This is a genomic window from uncultured Algibacter sp. (genome assembly GCF_947487575.1).
GTDB lineage: Bacteria > Bacteroidota > Bacteroidia > Flavobacteriales > Flavobacteriaceae > Algibacter_B.
This window is the reverse complement of sequence record NZ_CANKXG010000008.1, coordinates 214,768-237,450: the sequence shown is the minus strand read 5'-3', so window position 1 is coordinate 237,450 and position 22,683 is coordinate 214,768. Positions and strand designations below refer to the sequence as shown.

The window sequence follows — 22,683 nt, the reverse complement described above, 5'->3', positions numbered from 1 at the left end:
GTCCTAACAATATAAAGGTTATATATTTGCAAAATAGGTGTTTTTTTTAAAGATTTTTTGTCTCATAAAGAACATATTTTAAAGTTATTAAATATAAATATCAGAATTAAAAATGAACAAAGACATTAACTTACAAGCAGCAGATAATATTAGAGCGTTAGCTGTAGCTATGGTAGAAAAAGCAAAGTCAGGTCATCCAGGTGGTCCAATGGGAGGTGCAGATTTTATGCATATTTTGTATTCCGAATTTTTTAATTATGATCCATCAGATATGGAATGGGCATTTAGAGATCGTTTCTTTATGGATGCAGGTCACTTATCTACATTAATGTATGCGCAATATTACCTTTTAGGAAACTATGCCAAAGATGATGTTGCTAATTTCAGACAATGGGGTTCAATAACACCAGGGCATCCAGAAGTTGATGTAGCTAGAGGTATTGAAAATACATCTGGACCATTAGGGCAAGGTCATACTATGGGTGTTGGAGCTGCTATTGCAGCTAAATTTTTGCAAGCACGTTTTGGGGATTGGATGAATCATAAGGTATATGGTTTCATTTCCGATGGAGGTGTTCAAGAGGAAATCTCTCAAGGTGCAGGTAGAATTGCTGGTCACTTAGGATTGAATAACTTTATTATGTTTTTTGATTCTAATGATATACAATTATCAACATCAACAGACGAGGTTACTAGTGAAGATACAGCAACAAAATATGAAGCTTGGGGATGGAGAGTTGTAACCATTGATGGGCATAACCATGATGAAATAAGGCAAGCATTAACCGATGCCAATAACGAAACTGATAAGCCAACTTTGATTATCGGTAAAACCATAATGGGTAAAGGTTGTGTAACTGCTGATGGAAGTATGTTTGAAGGGCATTGTGAACTTCACGGACAACCTATTGGAGCAACAGGGGCAGATTATGAAAAAACATTGCTAAATTTAGGAGCAAGTGTTGAAAATCCTTTTGATATTTACAGTGATGTAAGTGATTTTTATAAAAACATAATTTCTGAAAAAACGGAACAAGCAGCAAAGAAGAAAGCTGTAATTAATGCTTGGAGAAAAGATAATAGTGCTTTAGCCAGTAAATTAGATTTCTTCTTATCTGGAGAACTTCCTGAATTAGATTTTGAATCTATAGAGCATAAAGCAGGTTTAGCTACCCGTGCGGCATCGTCTAATGTTTTAGGTTATTTAGCAGATAATGTTGAGAACATGATTGTATCTTCAGCAGATTTATCAAACAGTGATAAAACTGATGGATTCTTAAAGAAATCTTCAGCATTACAAAAAGGGGATTTTAGCGGATCATTTTTACAAGCTGGTGTAGCAGAATTAACCATGTCTTGTATTGCTAATGGTATAGCATTACATGGCGGTTGTATTCCTGTAGTAGCGACATTCTTTGTGTTTTCAGATTACATGAAACCAGCTATTCGTTTAAGTGGTATTCAGGAGTTAGGTGTAAAATATGTTTGGACCCACGATGCTTTTAGAGTGGGTGAGGATGGACCAACACATCAACCTGTTGAGCAAGAAGCGCAAATTCGTTTATTAGAAAAGCTTAAAAATCACAGTGGTAAAAATAGTTTCTTAGCTATGCGTCCTGCAGATTCAGCTGAAACAAGTGTTGCTTGGAAAATGGCTTTAGAAAACAAAAACACACCATCTGGTTTAATTTTATCAAGACAAGGTATAAAAGATGTTCCAGCTCAAGGAGAATCAAGGTATGAAGAGGCTTTAGCTGCAGAAAAAGGGGGGTATTTAGTAAAAGAAGTAGAAAACCCAGATATTGTTTTGATTGCAAATGGTTCTGAAGTTTCTACGTTAGTTGCAGCTTCTGAGATTTTAGAAAAAGAAAATGGATTAAAAGTGAATATAGCTTCGGTAATTTCTGAAGGGCTATTCAGATTACAATCTAAAGATTATCAAAATAGCGTCATTCCTAAAAACAAACCATTATTTGGTCTAACGGCTGGCTTGCCAGTAAATTTAGAAGCTTTGGTAGGCGATAACGGAAAAGTGTTTGGTTTAGAGCATTTTGGTTATTCAGCTCCTGCAACTGTACTAGATGATAAGTTTGGTTTTACAGGCGAAAAAGTAAGTAAACAAGTATTAGAATATTTAAAAACAGTATAAAACTAAACTTATGAAATTTTTTATTGATACAGCAAACCTTGATGATATTGCAGAAGCTCAAGCTTTAGGTGTTTTAGATGGTGTAACAACGAATCCGTCTTTAATGGCAAAAGAGGGTATTACTGGTGAAGAGAATATTATTAACCATTACAAAAAGATTTGTGATTTAGTAGAAGGCGATGTAAGCGCAGAGGTTATTTCTACAGATTTCGATGGTATGGTAAAAGAAGGAGAAGCTTTGGCAGCTTTAAACCCTCAAATTGTTGTAAAATTACCAATGATTGCTGATGGAGTAAAAGCATGCAAATACTTTTCAAGTAAAGGTATTAAAACCAATGTAACATTAGTGTTTTCTGTAGGTCAAGCATTATTAGCAGCCAAAGCAGGAGCAACTTATGTGTCTCCATTCTTAGGGCGTTTAGATGATATTTCTACAGATGGATTACATTTAATTGAAGAAATTAGACATGTTTATGATAATTATGGTTTTGAAACCCAAATTTTATCAGCTTCAGTTAGAAATACGATGCATGTTATTAATTGTGCAAAAATAGGAAGTGATGTGATGACGGGACCTTTATCTTCAATAACGGGATTACTAAAGCACCCTTTAACAGATAGTGGCTTAGCTAAGTTTTTAGCAGATTACGAAAAAGGGAATAACTAGAATATCAATATTTCTTAAAAAAGAAAAGCTTCTCATATTCCAATCAGGAATTGAGAAGCTTTTTTACTTATCAAACTAAACTGAATTTTTGTAAGTTTTACAGCGCTAATTTTTTATAAAGCATTAATACTTTAACCAAAGTAAATGCTTTGTTTTAGGTATAGAAATATCAAAACAGATTTTTTTTCAAAAATCACCTTTAAATATAGTTTTTGTTAACTTGATTTGCTTCAGCTATCACTATCAAATAATAATTGAATTGCATGTATCTTTTATATGAATAACTGTTGATTTAAAATTTTTCCTCTAGAAAAGCCATGAAAATTACATTTTTTTGGTAACAAATCCATAGTCAGGAAGTCTATTTAATATCGACTAAATCTTTAATTTGTAAATTTGTACTTCAAGAAGACTAATATTATGGATATTAACGATAATATCGAATCGCCAATGATGCTTAAAGTTGGTTTCAACAAACTACTTGAGCATTATGAAAACTTGTCCAAAAATGATGATGATTTTCTGTCAGCTAAAGCAAAGCGGGTTTTAAATTCAGCTGAACCATTTCCTGAGTTAAGAGATGGATTTAGTGATACTCAAGTTTTAAAAGACAGAGAAAAAGAAATTAGTATTATCCTTCAAGATTCTTTTGCACCTGTTTTAACAAGAAACGAAATAAAAACAGCTTCTGTTCCCTTTCACGATTTAATTTTTAATTCGTCTGAACGTTTCAAGAATATAATAGAAACAGCTGGTGAAGAGTTTAAATTAAATATAAAAAACATGCCTGATGACGATAGGTATATCATTGCATGTACTATCATCTTGAATTTTTGCTATGGATATAACTTAAATTTTAAGCGTCCATTTTACTACGAAATACCAGATGCAAATGGTATTATTCGTTATTATAAAATTTTATATAATGCTGATTTTTGTGAAATTGTTCCAACAGAAAAGGCAAAGAAAATAACAACAGAAGATTATAATGAATTACTTGATAATTTTGAAAACATAGAACTTTGGAAAGATAAATTTCCTGCAAATAGTTATATTTTTAAGGGGTTTGTGATTTCTAATATTTTTGATGTTACTGAAGATCAATCTATTTCTAACATAAAATCAAGCCTAATAGGTGAAGATAAAAGGAAAGACGAAACCTTTATGAAGGATTTTCAAGACATCTTCGCGTCTTTATTAGGTATAAATAACATAAAAGTTGGTTTTTCTATTTATGATAATGAAGAAGATAATTTTGAGCGCGTTTATGGTGTGGCTATGAATAGCTATCTGTTAGGGAGTTTGCAAAGTAGAAGTTGCGCAGATGCCTTATGTAATTGGTCATACAATAGGTTATTGAGAGAGAATAAATATTTTTCGGTATCAGATGTGGATAGTGTTTTTAAGAAATCAAATGGTCAAGCACCACACATAACCAGTTTGTATGAACAAGGTATTAGGAGTGCCATTTTTGCGCCTATTGCAAATGATAATGGTTTAATGGGGATTCTTGAAATAGTTTCTGATAAACCTCAAGTTTTAAATAGCATTAATGCAAATAAATTAGTTGATGTTATGCCTTTTATAGTTTCAGCTGTTGAGCGTTCTAAAAGTGATGAAGAAAATTTAATTGAAGCCGTTATTCAACAAGAATGTACATCCATTCATTCCAGTGTAAAATGGCGATTTGCTAAGGAGGCCAAAACTTTTATTAAAGACAAATTGAATGGGTTTGAACCTAATTTTAAAAAGATAGCTTTCGAGAATATTTATCCACTTTATGGGCAGATAGATATAAAGGGGTCTTCTGAAGCTAGAAATAAAGCAACGCAACAAGATTTAACACTTCAGCTAAAAGCCGTAAAAGATATTTTTAACACGGTGTTAGAGATTGAACCTTTGCCAATACACGAACAATTTATATATCAGATAAACGATTATTTAACTGGATTAGAAACTAATTTTCAGGTAGATAGTGAACAACAGATATCTGAGTTTTTAAAAGATGATATTGAACCTGCTCTTAATCATTTGAGCTCAGTTGAAAGTTTATCAGCCAAAATTGAAGCTTATCATTCTAGTATTAATAATAATTTGAATGTGCTTTATAAATATAGAAAAGATTATGATGATACCATAGCTAAAATTAATGTAGAAATGGCTTCTTTGTTAGATAAAAAGCAAATTGTAGCACAACAAATGTATCCACATTATTTTGAACGTTATAAAACTGATGGTGTAGAACATAATATGTACATAGGAGAATCTATTACTAAAGATGATAGTTTTAATCTTATTTATCTATATAATTTGCGTTTATGGCAATTGCAAGTCATGTGCGAAATGGAAAATAGTTATTATCAAATGCAATCTGATTTTGCCGTACCACTTGATGTGGCTTCTATGATTTTAGTATTTAGTCAACCACTATCCATAAGTTTTAGAATGGATGAAAAACAGTTTGATGTTGATGGTACCTATAATGCTCGTTATGAAATTGTAAAAAAACGTGTAGACAAAGCCTATATAAAAGGAACCACAGAGCGTGTTACCCAAAAAGGTAAAATAAGTATTGTTTATTCACAAAAACAGGACGAACAGGAATACTTGAGGTATGTTAAGTTTTTACAGTCAAAACATTATTTAGATACCGATGTTGAGATTGTAGAACTTCAAGATTTACAAGCGGTAACAGGGCTAAAAGCTATTCGTGTAAGTGTGCTTTATCATAAAGATGATAATGATAAAGAGTTTTATACTTATAATGATTTAATGAAAGAAATTAAAGCTTAAGAAACTCCTCCATCGTATTTAAACGCAATAGCAAAAGCAATAACGCTTACAATTATACCTATCATAAATACAGAATATGTAATACGAAGAATTTTATATTTTTTATCTAAGACTAATCCTAAGAAATATAAATCTTTCTTCATAGAAGAGTAAAGGTAATCTCTGTCTTGCATCATTTCTCCCATGGCCCATTCAAAATCTTTTAAGCTCATTTTATGAAAATTCCCAAAGAATAAAAGATTTACTTTTTTATTTGCAACATCTTCTTTATTGAATTTTCCACTAGTAACATTTGGCCTAGTAGCTAATATAGAAAGTATAATAGATATTACTGTAAAAATCACAAAAATGACGGTTGGTATTATAAGATAAGCGTTAGAAGCGTTGTCTAGTTTTGAAACCAAGTTAGATAGAACTAATGATACAATAATAGCATTAACCGATAATAATATATTAGCTTTAGTATCGGCTATATTACTTAATTGCATGTGGTTTTTTAAAGTTACTCTAAAAACAGTTTCAATACCACGTTCAGGCAATTCTATCTTATTCTTTTTAAAGTTTAACTCTTCTTTTCTCTGAGTTAGCTTTTTGTTTTCAGTCTTAATTTTCTTTCTTAATTTAAGTAGTTCAGATAGGTTTTTACCTTTACGCTTATCCCAAATACTTGCAGCTTCAGGAGTGTGAAAACGATGCTTTGTTGATAGGAAATTAATGTTTTCGTCTAACCAATCTATTTCAGAATATGTTTTATTACATTGTAATTCCCATTCTTTTCTTAGGAGTTCAGAAATTTCCAGATAGTTTTTACTTCCAATATGCGAGCAATCTGCATCTCTAATTATTTTTTCTAAAGTGTTATTAGGAATAGCTTCCATTTTGGTGGCTAAAATTAAGTCGCAAATAATTTTAATATCATTTGCAGGACATTTTTGCTCTTTTAAAAAAGCCGTTCCAATTTTTACACTTTCATCTTCATGATGCTTAATGCCTTTTGTGTAACCAGTATCGTGTAGCCATGCTGCAATTAACAGAAGGTTTTTTTGAGTTTCATCAATATTTAAAAGTTCAGCCAAAGCTTTTGCGTCTTCGGCAACACGCTGTGTATGTGTAATATTATGATAGGTAAACGAGGTGTCTAGCTTATCATTTAAAAGATTTATTACAAATTTTTCAGTAGCTTCAATCAGCATGTCTAGAAGTTATAAGTGTTTATTTAGTAAAAATACTAAACTTTAAGGATATTAAAATAAAGTATTAATAACGGTATTATTTGTCGTAAATTTCATTGATGCTTTCAAATGCTTTTTAGAAGATTTACATTGTAAGTTTTTGAATTTAATTTCGACTACCTTTATGTTGAAAAGCATATTATAATTAACTAAAAAAAGAAAGGAACCATAATTATGCTAACTTGGAAAGAGGTTATCAACTTTTCTGTAAAAGGAAACCCAACTCCCGACAAACGTGTCGAAAAAACAGAAGCCGAATGGAAGGCTCAATTATCTTCAGAACAGTTTAGAATTACAAGACTTAAAGGTACAGAAAGACCTCATAGTGGTGCTTTGTGTAGTATACATGAAGCAGGTAAATATAATTGTGTGTGTTGTAATACATCTTTATTTGACTCTACTATTAAGTTCGAATCTGGTACAGGCTGGCCGAGTTTTACACAGCCTATTAAAGAAAATGCTATTAAGTATATTCGAGATACCGCCTTTGGAATGGTGCGTGTTGAAGTGCTATGCAATACCTGCGATGCACATTTAGGACATGTATTTCCAGATGGGCCAGAACCTAGTGGTTTGCGCTATTGCATAAATTCAGAATCTATGCAATTAGAGAAAGATATAACAAATAGCAACTAGAACTTTCATAACTTCGTTAGCTTTATTGGGGTAAATTCATAACTAATTATTATTAAAGAAAGGGCAATAGAATGTCAAATCGAGTAAATCAAAAGCAAGTGTTTAAGGCACCAGAGTTTGAAGTAAAAGACTGGATTAATGCTAATGGAAATACAATAGCGCCAATTAAATTATCAGATTTTAAAGGAAAGTTTAAGGTGGTATATTGTTTTCAAAGTTGGTGTCCTGGATGCCATAAAAAGGGATTGCCAGATTTAAAGACAATGGTAGAGGCTTTGGAGGAAAATAAAAATATAGTTTTTCTAGCAGTACAAACTGTTTTTGAAGGACATGATTCTAATACTTACGAAAAGATGGTTGAAACCCAAAAACAATACAGTTTAAAAATACCTTTTGGTCATGATGCTGGTGATGATGGAAAATCAATTTCTAACATTATGAAAAATTACCAAACAGGAGGAACACCATGGTTTTTGTTTATAGATAAGCACGATAATGTGGTGTTTTCAGATTTTCATTTAAATCCAGATGCAGCTATTCAGTTATTAAAAACCATGTAAGTTATGGCAACAGAAATAAAACTTTATGGCGCCGAAAAGTGCCATAAAAGTCAATATTATAAAAGGTATTTTGAAGATTTAAATTTGAATTATACGTTTTTAGATGTTGAACTAAATGAAGTTGATGCTGAAGCGTTAAGAAATTTATATAAAAATAGAAAACTCAATTTTCCAACAGTAACTATTGGAGAAAAGAAACTAAGAAATCCGTCAGATACTGATTTGAAAAAATGGATTGAAAAATTACTGTAAAATTAAAAAGACCTGCAAGGTTTCAAAAACCTTGTAGGTCTAATACCAGAAGAAATGAAACTCAAAATAAAAGATAAATTTAATCAAGAATTACCTACAGACCCCATTTTAGAAAATTCTAGAAGGCAGGTTGCTAAAGCCTGTTTTTCGTATGTAACACCAAAGCAAACAGCAAAACCAGAGGTGTTGCATGTGTCTCCAGAAATGTTAAAGAATCTTGGCTTATCAAAAACTGATGCTAAAAGCGATGATTTTTTAAAAGTATTTACTGGAAATAAAGTGCTAGAAAACACAACCCCGTATGCAATGTGCTATGGCGGACATCAATTTGGTAATTGGGCAGGGCAATTAGGTGATGGACGTGCTATTAATCTGTGTGAAGTTGAACATAAAAATAAAAATTGGGCATTACAATTAAAAGGTGCGGGCGAAACACCATACTCTAGAACAGCCGATGGTTTAGCAGTATTACGTTCCTCAATTCGTGAATATTTGTGTAGTGAAGCCATGTTTCATTTGGGAGTGCCAACTACAAGAGCTTTGTCTTTGGTGTTATCTGGAGACGAAGTCATGCGAGATGTGATGTATGATGGCAATCCCGCTTACGAAAAAGGTGCGATTGTATGTAGAACAGCCGAATCGTTTTTGCGTTTTGGTAACTACCAAATTTTTGCCTCAAGACAAGATGATGAAAATTTAAAAAAGTTGGTAGATTATACAATAAAACACCATTTTTCACATTTAGGAGCGCCTTCAAAAGATACTTATATTGCTTTTTTTAAAGAAGTTTCAAAGCGTACATTACAAATGATTATTGAATGGCAACGTGTAGGTTTTGTGCATGGTGTGATGAATACCGATAACATGTCAATCTTAGGTTTAACTATAGATTATGGGCCTTACGGCTGGTTAGAAGGTTATGACTATGGGTGGACGCCAAATACAACTGATAGGCAACATAAAAGGTATCGTTACGGAAATCAACCAAATATCGGCTTGTGGAATTTGCTGCAACTAGCAAATGCAATTTATCCATTAATTGAGGAGGCAGAACCTTTGGAAGCTATTTTAAATCAATATAAAACTGATTTTGAATCGCAGAATTTACAAATGATGAAAGCTAAAATAGGGCTTTATGAAGAGGTTGATAACGATGAAGATTTTATTAAAAATCTGGAAGAAAACTTGCAATTAGTAGAAACAGATATGACCATATTTTTTAGGAATTTAAGCGATTTTAAAGATGAAGAAACAGGGTTTCAAGTTTTAAAAGATGCGTTTTATGACTTTGATAATATGCCAGATGAAGTAAAAAAAGAATGGGAGTTTTGGTTTTTAAATTATGAAGTTAGATTACAACAGGAATATACTAGTCCAACAGAACGAAAACAAAAAATGAATACTGTAAACCCAAAATACGTTCTCCGTAACTATATGGCACAATTAGCCATTGATGATGCTAATAAAGGTAATTATAAGTTGATAGATGAATTATTTCAAATGCTTAAAAAACCTTATAATGAGCAACCCGAATATGAAAAATGGTTTGAAAAACGACCAGAGTGGGCACGCCATAAAGTAGGCTGTTCTATGTTATCTTGTAGTTCATAATAGAGTTATTAGAAATTAAGTTAAAAAAAGAAAGATTAAAAAAATGAAAAATTATAAAAAAGCATATATAGCAGGAGGATGCTTCTGGGGAATGGAAGATTTATTTAGAACACGTCCAGGGATTAAAGATACAGAAGTTGGATACCAAGGTGGAGAAAACGATAACCCTACGTACAAAAACCATCCAGGACATGCCGAAGGCATTGAATTGACTTATGATCCAAACGAAACATCATTCAGAGAAATTCTAGATTATTTTTTTAGAATTCACAATCCAACAACAGTTGATAGGCAAGGAAATGATAGAGGGTCAAGTTATAGGTCTGCCATATTTTTTCAGAATGAAGAAGAAAAAAAAGATGCAGAAGACATTATTAAAATTGTTAATGATTCAGGTAAATGGGATGGTAGCGTTGTAACCACTTTAGAGCCTTATGCAACATTTTGGAAAGCAGAACCAGAGCATCAAGATTATTTAGTGAGAATCCCTAATGGGTATACATGTCATTTTGAAAGATTTGAAACCCCTTTTATATAATTTTTTTAAACTTGAATACGCAGAATAAAATAGCTTTAGGAGGTGGTTGCCATTGGTGTACAGAGGCTGTGTTTCAATCATTACTTGGTGTTTCAAAAGTAGAGCAAGGTTTTGTAGCTTCTATAAATGGTAATGCTAGTTTTTCCGAAGCGGTTATTGTTCATTTTAATGCTGATGATATTTCACTAAAAACATTAATAGAAATTCATTTATATACTCATAAAAGCAAGTCCAATCATTCTATGAGAACAAAATATCGCTCAGCTATTTATACGTTTTCTAATGAACAAAAGGAAAAGGTGGAGGCGATTATTAATGCATTTAAAGATGAATTTGAAAACAAATTGATAACTCAAGTATTTCCGTTTAATAGTTTTAAAAGGTCACGTGAGGGAATTCAAAATTACTATTATAGTAATCCAGAGAAACCTTTTTGTGAAACGTTTATCAATCCTAAATTGAAAATTCTGTTAAACCAATTTTCAAACTATGCAAATCAAAATAAATTAAAACATTTAAAAGATGAACAGTATCAAGCTAAATATTCAAAATAAAAAAGGGCATAAATTACAGGCTTTTTTAGAACTGCCTGCCGACCAAAAACCACAGTATTATGCAATTTTTGCGCATTGTTTTACATGTAGTAGTGCTTTGGGAGCCGTAAGAAATATTAGTAGGTCGCTTACTAGTCATGGATTTGGTGTACTTCGTTTTGATTTTACTGGTTTAGGAAGGAGTGAAGGTGAATTTTCAGAAAGTTATTTTTCTGCAAATGTTGACGACTTATTAGCGGTTAATGATTACTTAAAAGTAAACTATCAAGCTCCAAGTTTGTTAGTTGGCCACTCGTTAGGTGGAGCTGCCGTAATTGTTGCTGCATCTAAATTAGAAAACATAAAAGCTGTTGCTACAGTTGGAGCACCGGCTACTGTAAGTCATGTTACACATTTATTTTCGCATGGTATTGAAGAAGTTAAACAAAAAGGAGAAGTTGAGGTGAATATTGGTGGTAGACCTTTTAAAATAAATGAAGAATTTGTAGAAGATTTTGGTAAAATAAATTTACCAGAAATAACAAAAAACTTGCGTAAACCTTTATTAATAATGCATGCCCCTTTCGATACTATAGTTGGTATTGAAAATGCACATAAATTGTATCATGATGCTCACCATCCAAAAAGTTTTGTGAGTTTAGATGATGCCGACCACCTACTTACAAATTCAAAAGATAGTAGGTATGTTGGTAATATAATTGGTACATGGGTACAGCGTTATTTTGAGCAAGAAGATAATACCATGTTAGATACTAAAGGCGAACAATTGGTAGCGTATTTAAATTTGGTTGAGGATAATTTTACAACTTCTATTAAAACTAAAAAGCACAATTTTATAGCAGATGAACCAGAGAGTATTGGAGGAGACGATTTTGGGCCGTCGCCTTATGATTTTTTAAGTGCAGGATTAGCGGCGTGTACCGTAATGACTTTAAAGATGTATGCCCAACGAAAGCAATGGGATTTACAGGAAGTTTATGCCTATATTACCTATTCAAAAAAACATAGTGATGATTTGATGCTGGATTTTGATGAACCAAAACGAATCGATCATTTACAAAAACGATTGAAATTTATTGGTAATTTAGATGATACGCAAAAAGCAAAATTAAAAGAAATAGCATCAAAATGTCCAGTGCATAGAACCTTAATTTCCGATACAATAATTGAAACAGAATTAATAGATTAATGAGTAATTCAAATACGAAAATAGGCTTAGGATTAGCAGCTTTAGGGCGGCCAGAGTATATTAATATTAGAGATAATGATGCTATTGATAAATCAGAAAAAGCATTTAAAGAAAATTCACTTTCAGTTTTAGATGAAGCCTATAAATTAGGCATTCGTTATTTTGACACAGCACCATCTTATGGAAAAGGCGAAGCGTTTTTGAAAGAATGGAATGAGGAAAACAAACATAAAGATGCCATTTTAGGAACAAAATGGGGTTATACTTATGTGGCAAATTGGGAGTTAGGTTATAGCGGAAAACATGAAATAAAAGAACACTCACTAGAAAAACTACTAGAACAATGGCAAGTTTCAAAAGGAATGTTGCCAAACCTAAAATACTACCAAGTGCATTCAGCAACTTTTGAAAGTGGTATTTTAGAAAATGAAGATGTTTTGAATCAACTACATCAAATAAAAAATGAGACTGGTTTAAAAATTGGTATTACTACAAGCGGTGCTAATCAAAAAGAAGTTATTAAGGCCGCTTTAAAAGTTAAGATTGACGGGCATGAATTGTTTGATAGTTTTCAGGTAACTTATAATATTTTTGAACAATCTCCTTTTTCAATTTTAAAAGCTATTTTGAAACAAGGAAAAAAAGTTATTATTAAGGAAGCTTTGGCAAATGGTCGCGTTTTTCAAAATAAAAAATTTCAGCATTACTCAGAAGTATATAAAATTTTAAACCAATTGTCAAAAAAGTATGAAGCAGGTTTTGATGCCATTGCATTACGCTTTGTAATGGATAGTTTAGAGCCTACATATGTGTTGAGCGGAGCTTCAAGTAAAACGCAATTAACTCAAAATTTAGAGGCTTTAAATTTCAACTTGACTTCAGAAGAATTAAAATCACTTAAAGCTTTAAAAGTTTTTCCAAAAGCCTATTGGGATGAGCGAAGTGGCTTAAATTGGAATTAAATAGAATTGTAATTATTACCTTTAAAGAATTAATCCACCTCAATATGAAGTTTCAAAAAATAGCTTCCTTGCTTGTCGTTATAGCCGTTCTAAATGCCTGTGCGACTTATAAGACTCAATATAAAGATGTTTCAGCGCAAAATAATTTTCCAAGTAAGGAAATTGCACATTCATTTTATTTAATTGGCGATGGTGGTAATTCCCCAATCGATTCGTCTTCAGAAGCTTTAAAAGCATTTAAATCTGAATTAAGTAATGCATCAAAAAATAGTACAGCGCTTTTTTTGGGCGATAATATTTATCCTAAGGGATTGCCAAAAAAGAATGATGAAAATAGAGCTTTTGCAGAATATCAGTTAAAGGTTCAGACAGAGGCTGTAAAAGATTTTAAAGGTAAAACTATTTTTATTCCAGGGAACCACGATTGGTATAGCAATGGATTGAAAGGTTTAAAACGACAAGAAAAATATATAGAAAACGCTTTAGGGAAAAATACTTTTTTACCTGAAAATGGATGCCCTATTGAAAAAGTAGAAATATCTGATGATATTGTTATGATTGTAATTGATTCGGAATGGTATTTAACAAACTGGGATAAACACCCAACAATAAATGATGACTGTGAAATAAAAACAAGGTTCAGGTTTTTTGAAGAATTAGAAGGTTTAATAAAAAAAGCACGTGGTAAAACAACTATTATCGCAATGCACCATCCTATGTTTACCAATGGACCACATGGCGGGCAATACAGTTTTGGTTCACATTTAAAGCCTATTCCGGTTTTAGGAACTTTAAAAAATATATTAAGAAAAGCAAGTGGCATTTCTCCTGCCGATTTGCAGAATAAAAAGTATAACGCTTTTAAAAGGCGTATTGTAACTATAGCTCAAGAAAATGATAAAGTGCTTTTTGTTTCCGGGCATGAGCATAGTTTACAGTATTTAGTTCAAGATAATTTACCTCAAATAGTTAGCGGAGCAGGTTCAAAATCAACGGCAACTCGTAATGTAAGTGGCGAGTTTTCCTCAAGTGATTCTGGTTTTGCTAGATTAGATGTTTTTGTAGATGGGTCATCAGCAGTTCGGTTTTATTCAGCAAAGAATAATAAAGTTATTTTTCAAACAGAAGTATTTTCAGTAGACGAAAAAGATGGTATTGTAGATTATAAATCGTTTCCAAATGAAAAATTAGCATCAGTTTATTCTAAGGAAGAAATTACAAAAAGTGGTTTTTATAAATATATATGGGGAGAGCGTTACAGAGCATATTACGGTACTAAAGTAAATGCACCAACAGTAAGTTTAGATACTTTGTTTGGGGGTTTAAAACCTTATAGAAAAGGCGGAGGGCATCAATCAAAATCTCTACAATTAATAAATGAAGACGGGAAACGCTATGTTATGCGCGCCATTAGAAAAAGTGCAACGATATATTTGCAAGCTATGGCTTTTAAAGATCAATATATTGAAGGGCAATTTGACGGTACAACTACAGAAAAAATAATACAAGACTTTTATACAGGTTCACATCCATATGCACCATTTGTAACTGGCAATTTATCTGACGCCGTTAATTTATACCATACTAACCCTGTACTGTATTTTGTTCCAAAACAAAATGCTTTAGCGGCTTTTAATACAGATTTTGGTGATGAATTATATATGATAGAAGAACACGTTTCTGATGGACATGGAAATCTTAAAAGTTTTGGTAACTCCAATAAAATTGAAAGTACTGATGACTTAATAAAGAAGCTACGTAAAGACGAAAAATATATTGTTGATGACCAAATGTTTTTAAGAGCACGATTATTTGATATGGCTATTGGAGATTGGGATAGGCATATGGATCAATGGCGCTGGGCTGAGTTTAAAGAAGCTGGTAGAATTGTTTTTAGACCAATTCCTAGAGATAGAGATCAAGCCTTCTCTAATATGGGAGACGGTGCTTTAATGAATATAGCAACCCGAATTATACCACCTCTACAATTAATGGAAGGTTTTAATGAGGATGTTAGAAATGTTAAAGGATTCAATTCAAGTCCGTTTTCGTTAGATATGATGTTACTAAATGAAACTACCGAAAAGCAATGGAAAGAGCAAGTAGCATTCATTCAAAAGAACTTATCAGATGCTGTAATAGATAATGCGTTTAAGTCATTCCCAAAAGAAGTTCAAGACGAAACAATTTTAGAGATAAAACGTGTTTTTAAATTACGACTTAAAAACCTTCCAGAAATTGCAAATAGGTATTTTGAAGCCCTTAATAAAATACCATTAGTTCTGGGAACCGATAAAGATGATATGTTTGAAATTGAAAGGTTGCCAGATGGGAATACGAAACTATCTATATATCGAATTAAAAATGGGGAAAAGGGAATTCTTTTACATCAAAAAACTTATAATAAAGAAGTTACCAAAGAAATTTGGATGTATGGATTGGATGATGAAGATCTGTTTAAAGTTACAGGAGAAGGCGATAACCATATTAAATTAAGATTGGTTGGAGGGCAGAATAATGATACGTATTCTATTGAAAACGGAAAGAAAGTATGGATGTATGACTATAAGTCTAAGAAAAATAAGTTTACAACTAAAAAAGGTCATAAGAATCTTACTGACGATTATGAAACAAATATATATGACCATACTAAACCAAAAAATAGAATCAACCAGTTTATGCCATTAATAGGTTCCAATCCAGATGACGGCTTTAGGTTAGGTTTTGTAAATACGCTTTCAAATTATGGATTTGAGCGTAATCCGTTTGGGTCTCAACATACTATTTCTGGTTCTTATTATTTTGCTACAAGTGGGTTCGATTTTGAATATAATGGAGAATTTGCGAATGTTATAGGGGTGTGGAATTTGGGTTTAAATGCTAAATATACAAGTCCTAACTTTGCTATTAATTTCTTTGGGTATGGAAATAGCACACCAAATGAAGAGGCTAATGAAGGCGACGGTATAGATAGAGACTTAGATTTTAATCGTGTAAAGCTAAGCACATTAAAATTCGCACCGTCTTTAAATTGGAGAGGAGAACAAGGCGCGCATTTTAAATTAGGCTTAAGTTATGAATCTATTGGAGTTGAAGAAACTAACAATCGTTTTATAAATACATTTTATGTCACTAATGGGCAAGAAAACCACAAAGATTTTATTGGAGTTGAAGCTATGTACAGTTATCAAAATAAAGATAACGAAGCATTTCCTACTATAGGAATGCAAACAAGCCTTGAATTTGGTTATAAATCTAATTTAGAAGAGTCAAAAGGGTTTGCTTATTTTATTCCAGAGCTTGGGTTTGATTATAAATTAGTGTCAAGTGGGCAATTGGTTTTTGCTACAAACGCTAAAGCACATTTTATTTTTGGTGACAATTTTGAGTTTTATCAAGCAGCAAACATAGGAGCAAATAATGGGCTTCGTGGTTTTAGAAATGAACGTTTTTCTGGTAAGAATTCATTTTCTCAAAGTACCGATTTGCGTTTAAACCTTCGTAAAGTTAAAACAGGATTGCTGCCACTAAATATAGGTGTATTTGCTGGTTTTGATTATGGGCGTGTTTGGGTAGATAATGAGTTAGTTTTTGATAGTGCCTTTAATTCGAGTAAGTGGAATACATCAGTAGGAGGGGGCGTTTTTGCTAATGCAGCAGATATTATGACATTAAATTTATCAGCATTTAATAGTAATGATGGTTTACGTTTAGCATTTAAAGTTGGTTTTGGTTTTTAACGTAGTGTCACCCAAAACATGTTTTCAGAGCCTCAAAAATTAAAATTGTAATTCATGATTAAAATTTTCGTCTAATACGGTAGTAAGATAAATTAATTATGAAAAGTAGTTTTAAAGACATAGTGAATTCTGATAATGTTGTATTGGTGGATTTTTTTGGAACATGGTGTGGGCCATGTCAAGCACTAATGCCAATTTTAAAAGATGTTAAAGACGAATTGGGAGATGCAATAAAAATAGTAAAAGTTGATATTGATAAAAATGTAGAACTTGCAACTAAGTATCAAGTAAGAAGTGTGCCTACTATGATTTTATTTAAAAATGGTGTTCCAAAATGGAGGCAATCAGGAGTGTTGCAAAAAAGAGATATTGTAAACATTATTCAAACCCATGGGTAATGATTTAGTTGATATTAAATTTATACAGATTACCACCTTTATTTTTAGTTCTCTCATCCGTAATATAGACACTTGAATTGTTTTTAAAACAGACCCCTTCTTTTTGTGAATTATGGTCAAATTTTAGTTCTTGTATCTTTCCTTCAAAAAAAAGGTCGTTTTTAAAATTAGTTATTTTCCAAAGTTTATTATGATTTAGGAGAACAATTGTTTTGCCGTCTTTGCTAATGTCGGCAGATGTAATGCGATGGTTTTTACCATCTAAGTTAAATGCCTTTATTAATGTTGCAGTATGTAAACCTACTTGGTTAGGCACTTTAAAAAGCATGCTAGATTTATTTTCTTTACTAAACAAATAGAAGTAATCCTTAAAAAGAAAAAAAGCTTCAAAATCTTTTGGTTTTACTTTTTTTGGTAAAATAAAATTAATGCGTTGAGCCTCTGTTTTGTTAGTGTTGAAATTGGAAACTTTATATATAGTAAAATCATCTCTATTTTTACTATTATTACCAAAGTCGCCAATATATAAGTTTCCTTGATTGTCTGAGGTTAAGTCTTCCCAATCAATGTTACTGGAATTATTTATATCAATGTCTTTTATAATTTTTCCTTTTAAATTTAATCCATAAATATTGTTTTTGTTTCCAGAGTCTTCAATTGTCCATAATAAATTTGAGTTGGTTATTTTTTCTATCGCAGAGGCTTCTTTTAAACTATTTGGTAAATCAGCTATAACTATCAAGTTTTCAGTCTTGCAACTAGAAATAATTAAAAAAAATAAAATTAGGAGTTTGTTCATTTAGGTAGTCAAAATTTATAGTGTTAAATTTACAAGATATTTTTGGTAAAAAAGCTGTCAATAAATAAAGATTACTTAAAACTAATGACTACAGTTAACGACTTATTAGACCTTCTAGTGTTAGAAAAAATAAGTGAAAATGAATTTAATGGTGTAAGTAAAACCATTGGAAGTCCTATTGTATTTGGTGGGCAGGTTTTAGCACAAGCTTTAAATGCGGCAAGCAGAACAATTACCAATCAAAGAGTATTACATTCTATGCATGCTTATTTTTTAGAAGCAGGAGATTTAGAGTTGCCAATAACCTATAATGTGAGTTTGGTTAGGGACGGTGGTAGCTTTTCTGTTCGAAGAGTTACAGCACATCAAAAAGATATTACTATCTTTATTTTGTCGGCTTCTTTTCATAAACAGGAAGAAGGATACAATCATCAAATTGAGATAAACTCAAACATAAAAAAACCCGAAGAATTATTAAGTTGGACGGACTTATATGAGGAGTTTGGAGATTTTTTACCCAAAGGATTAAAATCTTTTTTAGCCATTGAGCGTCCTGTAGAATTTAAACCAACAGCATTTGCAAATCCAATGGATCCAAAAGATTTGCCTCCAAGTCATAATGTTTGGTTTAAACTAAAAGGAGATGTAAAAGAATTAGATTTAGTTACAAAACAGCAGATTTTAACTTATATTTCGGATTATAATATTTTAACATCAACATTAAATCCTCATGCAAGTAAGGCGCATTGGGGAAATACGTTAACAGCGAGTTTGGACCACTCGATGTGGTTTTTTAGAGATTTCGATTTTTCTGATTGGTTACTCTATGCTACAGAATCTCCAAGTACATCTAATGCAAGAGGATTAGCAAGAGGACATATTTTTACCAGAGATGGAAAATTGATAGCCACAGTGGCTCAAGAAGGATTAATAAGACCTATTAAAAATGGAAAGTAAAATTTTAAAAATTGGGCACAGAGGAGCCAAAGGACACTTAACTGAAAATACTTTAGAATCTATTAAAAAAGCTCTAAGCTTAAAGGTTGATGGTATTGAGATAGATGTGCATAGATGCGCTTCGGGTCAGTTAGTTGTGTTTCATGATTTTACAGTTGATAGAATTACTAATGGAACAGGAGAGGTAGCAAAACACACCCTTAAATCTTTAAAAAGTTTAAAAACCAAAGGAACTTATCAAATTCCATCTTTAGCAGAGGTCTTAGCTTTAGTTGATAATAAGTCTTTATTAAATATAGAACTTAAAGGTCAAGATACCGCAAAAGAAGCAGCTCGGATTATAACATTTTATGTAGATAAAAAAGGATGGGAATATGAAAATATTTTAGTGTCTAGCTTTCAAGAAGGTTTATTAGAAACTATACACAAAATAAATGATAAAATTCCTTTGGCTGTGCTTACAGATAGGAATTTAGGTAGAGCTGTTGAATTTGCTAAAACAATAAATGCAGTTGGTATTCATGCAGATTATACGATGCTAACAGAAGAAATTGTTACAGAATTAAAGGAAGAATTTAAAGTTTTTGCTTTTACTGTAAATAATTTGAATCCTTTAGCAAGAATAAAATCTTATGGTGTTGATGGTATAATTTCTGACTATCCAGATAGGATATGACATCAAAAGATGTTGTTGTAGTTGGTGGTGGTGCAGCTGGTTTCTTTGCAGCCATTAATATTGCAGAACAAAATCCGAATTTAAAAATTTCTATTCTAGAACGTGGTGCAACAGGTCTAGGTAAAGTGAAAGTTTCTGGTGGTGGACGTTGTAACGTAACACATGCAGAATTTATTCCTAAAGAATTAACACAACATTATCCACGAGGTGAAAAAGAATTACTAGGCCCTTTTCATCAGTTTATGACAGGTGATACTATTGAGTGGTTTGAAAAACGAGGTGTGGAATTAAAAATTGAAGACGATGGTAGAATGTTTCCTGTTTCTAATTCATCACAAACTATAATTGATTGTTTTTTAAATGAAGTAGAAAAGCATCAGGTTGAGGTGTTGTATAACCATTCTGTAAAATCAATAGAACTTCAAGAAGAGTTGTTCAAAATAGAATCATCACAAGGTGATTTTTTGTCAAAAAAAGTTTTAATAGCTACTGGTAGCAATCCTAAAATTTGGAGTTTGTTAGAAGGTCTTGGGCATACCATTTCACAACCTGTGCCTTCGTTATTTACATTCAATATAAAAGATGAGCGCATACAAGATATTCCAGGGGTTGTTGCTCAAAATGTAGAAATCAAAGTTCTTGATACAGACTTATGGAGTGAGGGGTCACTGCTAATAACACACTGGGGAATGAGTGCGCCTTCTATTTTAAAACTGTCTGCGTTTGGAGCTTTAGAATTAGCAAAAAGAAACTATAAATTTAAAATAGAGATTAATTTTATCAGGCATGCTTTTGAAGAGTGTTTAGAAATACTGAAAACCTTAAAACAAGATTTAGCAAAAAAAACAGTGTTTAAATCTACACAATTTGATTTACCAAAACGACTATGGCATAAGTTAGTTTTAGCATCTAATATGGCTATTGAAACCCGATGGGCAGATTTAAATAAAGGGCAATTAGAAAATTTGGCAGGCCATTTAACACAAGCCGTTTTTAAAGTTGATGGTAAAAGCACTTTTAAAGAAGAATTTGTTACCGCAGGTGGTGTTAACCTTAAAGAAGTGAATTTTAAAACCTTTGAGAGTAAGCGAATCAAAAATTTATATTTAGCGGGCGAAGTTATTAATGTAGATGCAGTTACGGGTGGTTTTAATTTTCAAAATGCTTGGACAGGAGCTTATATTGCCGCTCAAAATATTTCAAAATAAATGAAAATATATATTGCGCTTTTAAGAGGTATAAACGTAGGCGGGCATAAAAAAATCCCAATGGCAGACCTTAGAGAATTATTAACTAAGTCTGGACTTATTAATGTTAAAACCTACATTCAAAGCGGAAATGTTATTTTTCAAAGTAAAGAATTGGATAGTAAAGTTTTAGAGAATAAAATTCAAAAAGCCATTTTGTCTCATTTTGGTTTTGATGTGCCAGTTTTAGTAAAATCTAAAAACGAAATTGAATCGATTCTAAATAACTGCCCTTTTCCCGAAGAAAAGAAAATGAATAGCTATTTTATAATACTCAATGAAGCTCTAGAAAAGGATTTAATAAATGAAACCTCGCAACTTAAATTTCCAAACGAAGCATTTGTTATTACTAAAAACTGCATATATATTTTCTATACTCTGGGAGCGGGCAAAGCAAAACTAGGTGTTAATTGGTTTGAACGAAAATTAAAAATTACAGCTACAGCAAGAAACTATAAAACTATGGTAAAGTTATTGTCACTATCTAGCTAAAATAAAAAAGACCGTTAGATATTTACTATTTTTGCCAGAAATAAATTTAGCCAATTAATAAAGTCTGTTTTAAACAGTCTTTGTCAACTGAAATGTAACAAATGATAGCAGCAGGTTTTATTCCAAAAGCGTATTCAAATAGTATAGAAAAAGGCAGTTTCACATGGTCTTCACCAAGTAATATTGCTTTGGTAAAATACTGGGGGAAGAAAGAACATCAAATTCCAGAAAATCCTTCTATTAGTTTTACACTAAACAATTGTAAGACAAATACAAAGCTGAGTTTTACAAAAAAAGAAAACGATGGTAACTTGTCGTTTGAAGTGTTTTTAGATGACGAAAAAAAAGACGATTTTAAACCAAAAATTGAAACTTTTTTTAAGCGTATAGAAGCCTATTTACCTTTTTTAAAGGGGTATCATTTTAAAATAGAAACATCAAATACATTTCCACATAGTTCAGGTATAGCATCTTCTGCTTCAGGAATGAGTGCATTGGCGTTGTGTTTAATGAGCATAGAAAAGGAATTAATTAAGTCTGATGTTACCTTGAGCGCAGTCGAAAAGTCTTATGATGAAAATTATTTCATTCAAAAAGCATCATTTTTAGCACGTTTAGGTTCTGGAAGTGCTTGCCGAAGTCTTGAAGGTGATTTAGTAGTTTGGGGAAAACATGAAGAAATTAAAGGAAGTTCAGATTTGTTCGGCATAAAATATCCTTACGAAGTACACTCTAACTTCAAAAATTATCAGGATACTATTTTATTAGTTGATAAAGGTAAAAAACAGGTAAGCAGTACTGTTGGGCACAATTTAATGCATAATCATCCATTTGCTCAAGAGCGATTTAAACAAGCAGGTAAAAACCTTTCTGACATGATTTCTATATTGAAAAATGGTGATTTAAATGCATTTATTGCACTAGTGGAAAGTGAAGCATTAACACTCCATGCCATGATGATGACCAGTATGCCTTATTTCATATTAATGAAACCAAATACTTTGGAAATTATTAATAAAATTTGGAATTACCGTAAAACTTCAGGCTCAAAAATATGTTTTACACTTGATGCAGGAGCTAATGTACATGTGTTGTATCCTGAAAATGAGGCAAAATCAGTTATGGAATTCATTAATACTGAATTAGTTGTCTTTTGTCAAAAAGGTGAGTATATTAACGATAAAATTGGTTTTGGGGCAAAACTGTTGTAATTTTGCTAAACCAAGTCAAA

At 31.9% G+C, this 22,683-nt stretch carries 20 protein-coding genes; 18 read left to right on the top strand and 2 right to left on the bottom strand.

The window, feature by feature from the left end; all coding sequences use genetic code 11:
- Positions 1-112: 112 nt before the first annotated feature.
- The 3 genes from Q0870_RS11080 (at position 113) to Q0870_RS11070 (ending at position 5,609) form a co-directional block, all read left to right on the top strand.
- Positions 113-2,149 (top strand): transketolase, encoded by a 2,037-nt coding sequence (locus Q0870_RS11080; RefSeq protein WP_298555538.1) that lies wholly within the window; start codon positions 113-115, stop codon positions 2,147-2,149.
- Positions 2,150-2,159: 10 nt separating this feature from the next.
- Positions 2,160-2,816, top strand: coding sequence for a fructose-6-phosphate aldolase (fsa, locus tag Q0870_RS11075; RefSeq protein ID WP_298555537.1), 657 nt, complete (start codon positions 2,160-2,162; stop codon positions 2,814-2,816).
- Positions 2,817-3,236: 420 nt separating this feature from the next.
- Complete coding sequence (locus tag Q0870_RS11070; protein ID WP_298555536.1) at positions 3,237-5,609, top strand: GAF domain-containing protein; 2,373 nt, start codon at positions 3,237-3,239, stop codon at positions 5,607-5,609.
- On the opposite strand, the gene Q0870_RS11065 is transcribed toward Q0870_RS11070, so the two are convergent.
- Positions 5,606-6,802 carry a Pycsar system effector family protein gene (locus tag Q0870_RS11065; RefSeq protein WP_298555535.1) on the bottom strand — a complete coding sequence of 399 codons (1,197 nt, stop codon included), beginning with the start codon at positions 6,800-6,802 and terminating at the stop codon, positions 5,606-5,608. The genes Q0870_RS11070 and Q0870_RS11065 overlap by 4 nt on opposite strands.
- Positions 6,803-7,015: 213 nt before the next feature.
- On the opposite strand from Q0870_RS11065, the gene msrB reads away from it, so the two are divergent.
- The 10 genes from msrB to trxA all read left to right on the top strand — a co-directional run bounded on the left by msrB (position 7,016) and on the right by trxA (position 17,281).
- Complete coding sequence (gene msrB, locus Q0870_RS11060; RefSeq protein ID WP_298555534.1) at positions 7,016-7,477, top strand: peptide-methionine (R)-S-oxide reductase MsrB; 462 nt, start codon at positions 7,016-7,018, stop codon at positions 7,475-7,477.
- 71 nt (positions 7,478-7,548) lie between these two features.
- A complete protein-coding gene (locus Q0870_RS11055) occupies positions 7,549-8,037 on the top strand; it encodes a TlpA disulfide reductase family protein (RefSeq protein ID WP_298555533.1) in 489 nt (162 codons plus the stop codon).
- Between the two features lie 3 nt (positions 8,038-8,040).
- Positions 8,041-8,289, top strand: a complete 249-nt coding sequence (locus tag Q0870_RS11050; RefSeq protein WP_298555532.1) for a glutaredoxin domain-containing protein — start codon at positions 8,041-8,043, stop codon at positions 8,287-8,289.
- A gap of 54 nt (positions 8,290-8,343) precedes the next feature.
- Positions 8,344-9,900 carry a protein adenylyltransferase SelO gene (locus tag Q0870_RS11045; protein WP_298555531.1) on the top strand — a complete coding sequence of 519 codons (1,557 nt, stop codon included), beginning with the start codon at positions 8,344-8,346 and terminating at the stop codon, positions 9,898-9,900.
- Positions 9,901-9,943: 43 nt separating this feature from the next.
- Complete coding sequence (gene msrA / locus Q0870_RS11040) at positions 9,944-10,438, top strand: peptide-methionine (S)-S-oxide reductase MsrA (protein WP_298555530.1); 495 nt, start codon at positions 9,944-9,946, stop codon at positions 10,436-10,438.
- 11 nt (positions 10,439-10,449) lie between these two features.
- Positions 10,450-10,992, top strand: a complete 543-nt coding sequence (locus tag Q0870_RS11035; protein ID WP_298555529.1) for a peptide-methionine (S)-S-oxide reductase — start codon at positions 10,450-10,452, stop codon at positions 10,990-10,992.
- Entirely contained in the window at positions 10,961-12,181 is a 1,221-nt protein-coding gene (locus Q0870_RS11030; protein WP_298555528.1) for a bifunctional alpha/beta hydrolase/OsmC family protein, read from the top strand. Before Q0870_RS11035 ends, Q0870_RS11030 begins: the two co-directional genes overlap by 32 nt.
- Positions 12,181-13,143 (top strand): aldo/keto reductase, encoded by a 963-nt coding sequence (locus Q0870_RS11025; RefSeq protein WP_298555527.1) that lies wholly within the window; start codon positions 12,181-12,183, stop codon positions 13,141-13,143. Before Q0870_RS11030 ends, Q0870_RS11025 begins: the two co-directional genes overlap by 1 nt.
- A gap of 44 nt (positions 13,144-13,187) precedes the next feature.
- Positions 13,188-16,883 carry a metallophosphoesterase gene (locus tag Q0870_RS11020; protein WP_298555526.1) on the top strand — a complete coding sequence of 1,232 codons (3,696 nt, stop codon included), beginning with the start codon at positions 13,188-13,190 and terminating at the stop codon, positions 16,881-16,883.
- A 98-nt stretch (positions 16,884-16,981) separates the two neighbouring features.
- Complete coding sequence (trxA, locus tag Q0870_RS11015) at positions 16,982-17,281, top strand: thioredoxin (protein ID WP_298555525.1); 300 nt, start codon at positions 16,982-16,984, stop codon at positions 17,279-17,281.
- Positions 17,282-17,285: 4 nt separating this feature from the next.
- Here the strand turns inward: trxA and Q0870_RS11010 are convergent, their stop codons facing one another.
- On the bottom strand, positions 17,286-18,080 hold the full coding sequence (locus Q0870_RS11010; protein WP_298555524.1) for a hypothetical protein: 795 nt from the start codon (positions 18,078-18,080) through the stop codon (positions 17,286-17,288).
- Positions 18,081-18,164: 84 nt separating this feature from the next.
- On the opposite strand from Q0870_RS11010, the gene Q0870_RS11005 reads away from it, so the two are divergent.
- From Q0870_RS11005 to Q0870_RS10985, 5 genes are all read left to right on the top strand, one after another.
- Complete coding sequence (locus tag Q0870_RS11005; RefSeq protein WP_298555523.1) at positions 18,165-19,037, top strand: acyl-CoA thioesterase II; 873 nt, start codon at positions 18,165-18,167, stop codon at positions 19,035-19,037.
- Positions 19,027-19,713 (top strand): glycerophosphodiester phosphodiesterase family protein, encoded by a 687-nt coding sequence (locus tag Q0870_RS11000; protein WP_298555522.1) that lies wholly within the window; start codon positions 19,027-19,029, stop codon positions 19,711-19,713. Before Q0870_RS11005 ends, Q0870_RS11000 begins: the two co-directional genes overlap by 11 nt.
- A complete protein-coding gene (locus Q0870_RS10995; RefSeq protein ID WP_298555521.1) occupies positions 19,710-20,921 on the top strand; it encodes an NAD(P)/FAD-dependent oxidoreductase in 1,212 nt (403 codons plus the stop codon). Before Q0870_RS11000 ends, Q0870_RS10995 begins: the two co-directional genes overlap by 4 nt.
- Positions 20,922-21,452, top strand: coding sequence for a DUF1697 domain-containing protein (locus Q0870_RS10990; protein WP_298555520.1), 531 nt, complete (start codon positions 20,922-20,924; stop codon positions 21,450-21,452).
- Positions 21,453-21,553: 101 nt separating this feature from the next.
- Positions 21,554-22,663 carry a diphosphomevalonate decarboxylase gene (locus tag Q0870_RS10985; protein WP_298555519.1) on the top strand — a complete coding sequence of 370 codons (1,110 nt, stop codon included), beginning with the start codon at positions 21,554-21,556 and terminating at the stop codon, positions 22,661-22,663.
- Positions 22,664-22,683 lie beyond the last annotated feature (20 nt).

Excerpts from the sequence above, each read along its gene's own strand:
- Q0870_RS11080 (WP_298555538.1), top strand. The coding sequence starts at position 113 with ATGAACAAAGACATTAACTTACAAGCAGCAGATAATATTAGAGCGTTA.
- fsa (WP_298555537.1), top strand. The coding sequence starts at position 2,160 with ATGAAATTTTTTATTGATACAGCAAACCTTGATGATATTGCAGAAGCT.
- Q0870_RS11070 (WP_298555536.1), top strand. The coding sequence starts at position 3,237 with ATGGATATTAACGATAATATCGAATCGCCAATGATGCTTAAAGTTGGT.
- Q0870_RS11065 (WP_298555535.1), bottom strand. The coding sequence starts at position 6,802 with ATGCTGATTGAAGCTACTGAAAAATTTGTAATAAATCTTTTAAATGAT.
- msrB (WP_298555534.1), top strand. The coding sequence starts at position 7,016 with ATGCTAACTTGGAAAGAGGTTATCAACTTTTCTGTAAAAGGAAACCCA.
- Q0870_RS11055 (WP_298555533.1), top strand. The coding sequence starts at position 7,549 with ATGTCAAATCGAGTAAATCAAAAGCAAGTGTTTAAGGCACCAGAGTTT.
- Q0870_RS11050 (WP_298555532.1), top strand. The coding sequence starts at position 8,041 with ATGGCAACAGAAATAAAACTTTATGGCGCCGAAAAGTGCCATAAAAGT.
- Q0870_RS11045 (WP_298555531.1), top strand. The coding sequence starts at position 8,344 with ATGAAACTCAAAATAAAAGATAAATTTAATCAAGAATTACCTACAGAC.
- msrA (WP_298555530.1), top strand. The coding sequence starts at position 9,944 with ATGAAAAATTATAAAAAAGCATATATAGCAGGAGGATGCTTCTGGGGA.
- Q0870_RS11030 (WP_298555528.1), top strand. The coding sequence starts at position 10,961 with ATGAACAGTATCAAGCTAAATATTCAAAATAAAAAAGGGCATAAATTA.
- Q0870_RS11025 (WP_298555527.1), top strand. The coding sequence starts at position 12,181 with ATGAGTAATTCAAATACGAAAATAGGCTTAGGATTAGCAGCTTTAGGG.
- Q0870_RS11020 (WP_298555526.1), top strand. The coding sequence starts at position 13,188 with ATGAAGTTTCAAAAAATAGCTTCCTTGCTTGTCGTTATAGCCGTTCTA.
- trxA (WP_298555525.1), top strand. The coding sequence starts at position 16,982 with ATGAAAAGTAGTTTTAAAGACATAGTGAATTCTGATAATGTTGTATTG.
- Q0870_RS11010 (WP_298555524.1), bottom strand. The coding sequence starts at position 18,080 with ATGAACAAACTCCTAATTTTATTTTTTTTAATTATTTCTAGTTGCAAG.
- Q0870_RS11005 (WP_298555523.1), top strand. The coding sequence starts at position 18,165 with ATGACTACAGTTAACGACTTATTAGACCTTCTAGTGTTAGAAAAAATA.
- Q0870_RS11000 (WP_298555522.1), top strand. The coding sequence starts at position 19,027 with ATGGAAAGTAAAATTTTAAAAATTGGGCACAGAGGAGCCAAAGGACAC.
- Q0870_RS10995 (WP_298555521.1), top strand. The coding sequence starts at position 19,710 with ATGACATCAAAAGATGTTGTTGTAGTTGGTGGTGGTGCAGCTGGTTTC.
- Q0870_RS10990 (WP_298555520.1), top strand. The coding sequence starts at position 20,922 with ATGAAAATATATATTGCGCTTTTAAGAGGTATAAACGTAGGCGGGCAT.
- Q0870_RS10985 (WP_298555519.1), top strand. The coding sequence starts at position 21,554 with ATGATAGCAGCAGGTTTTATTCCAAAAGCGTATTCAAATAGTATAGAA.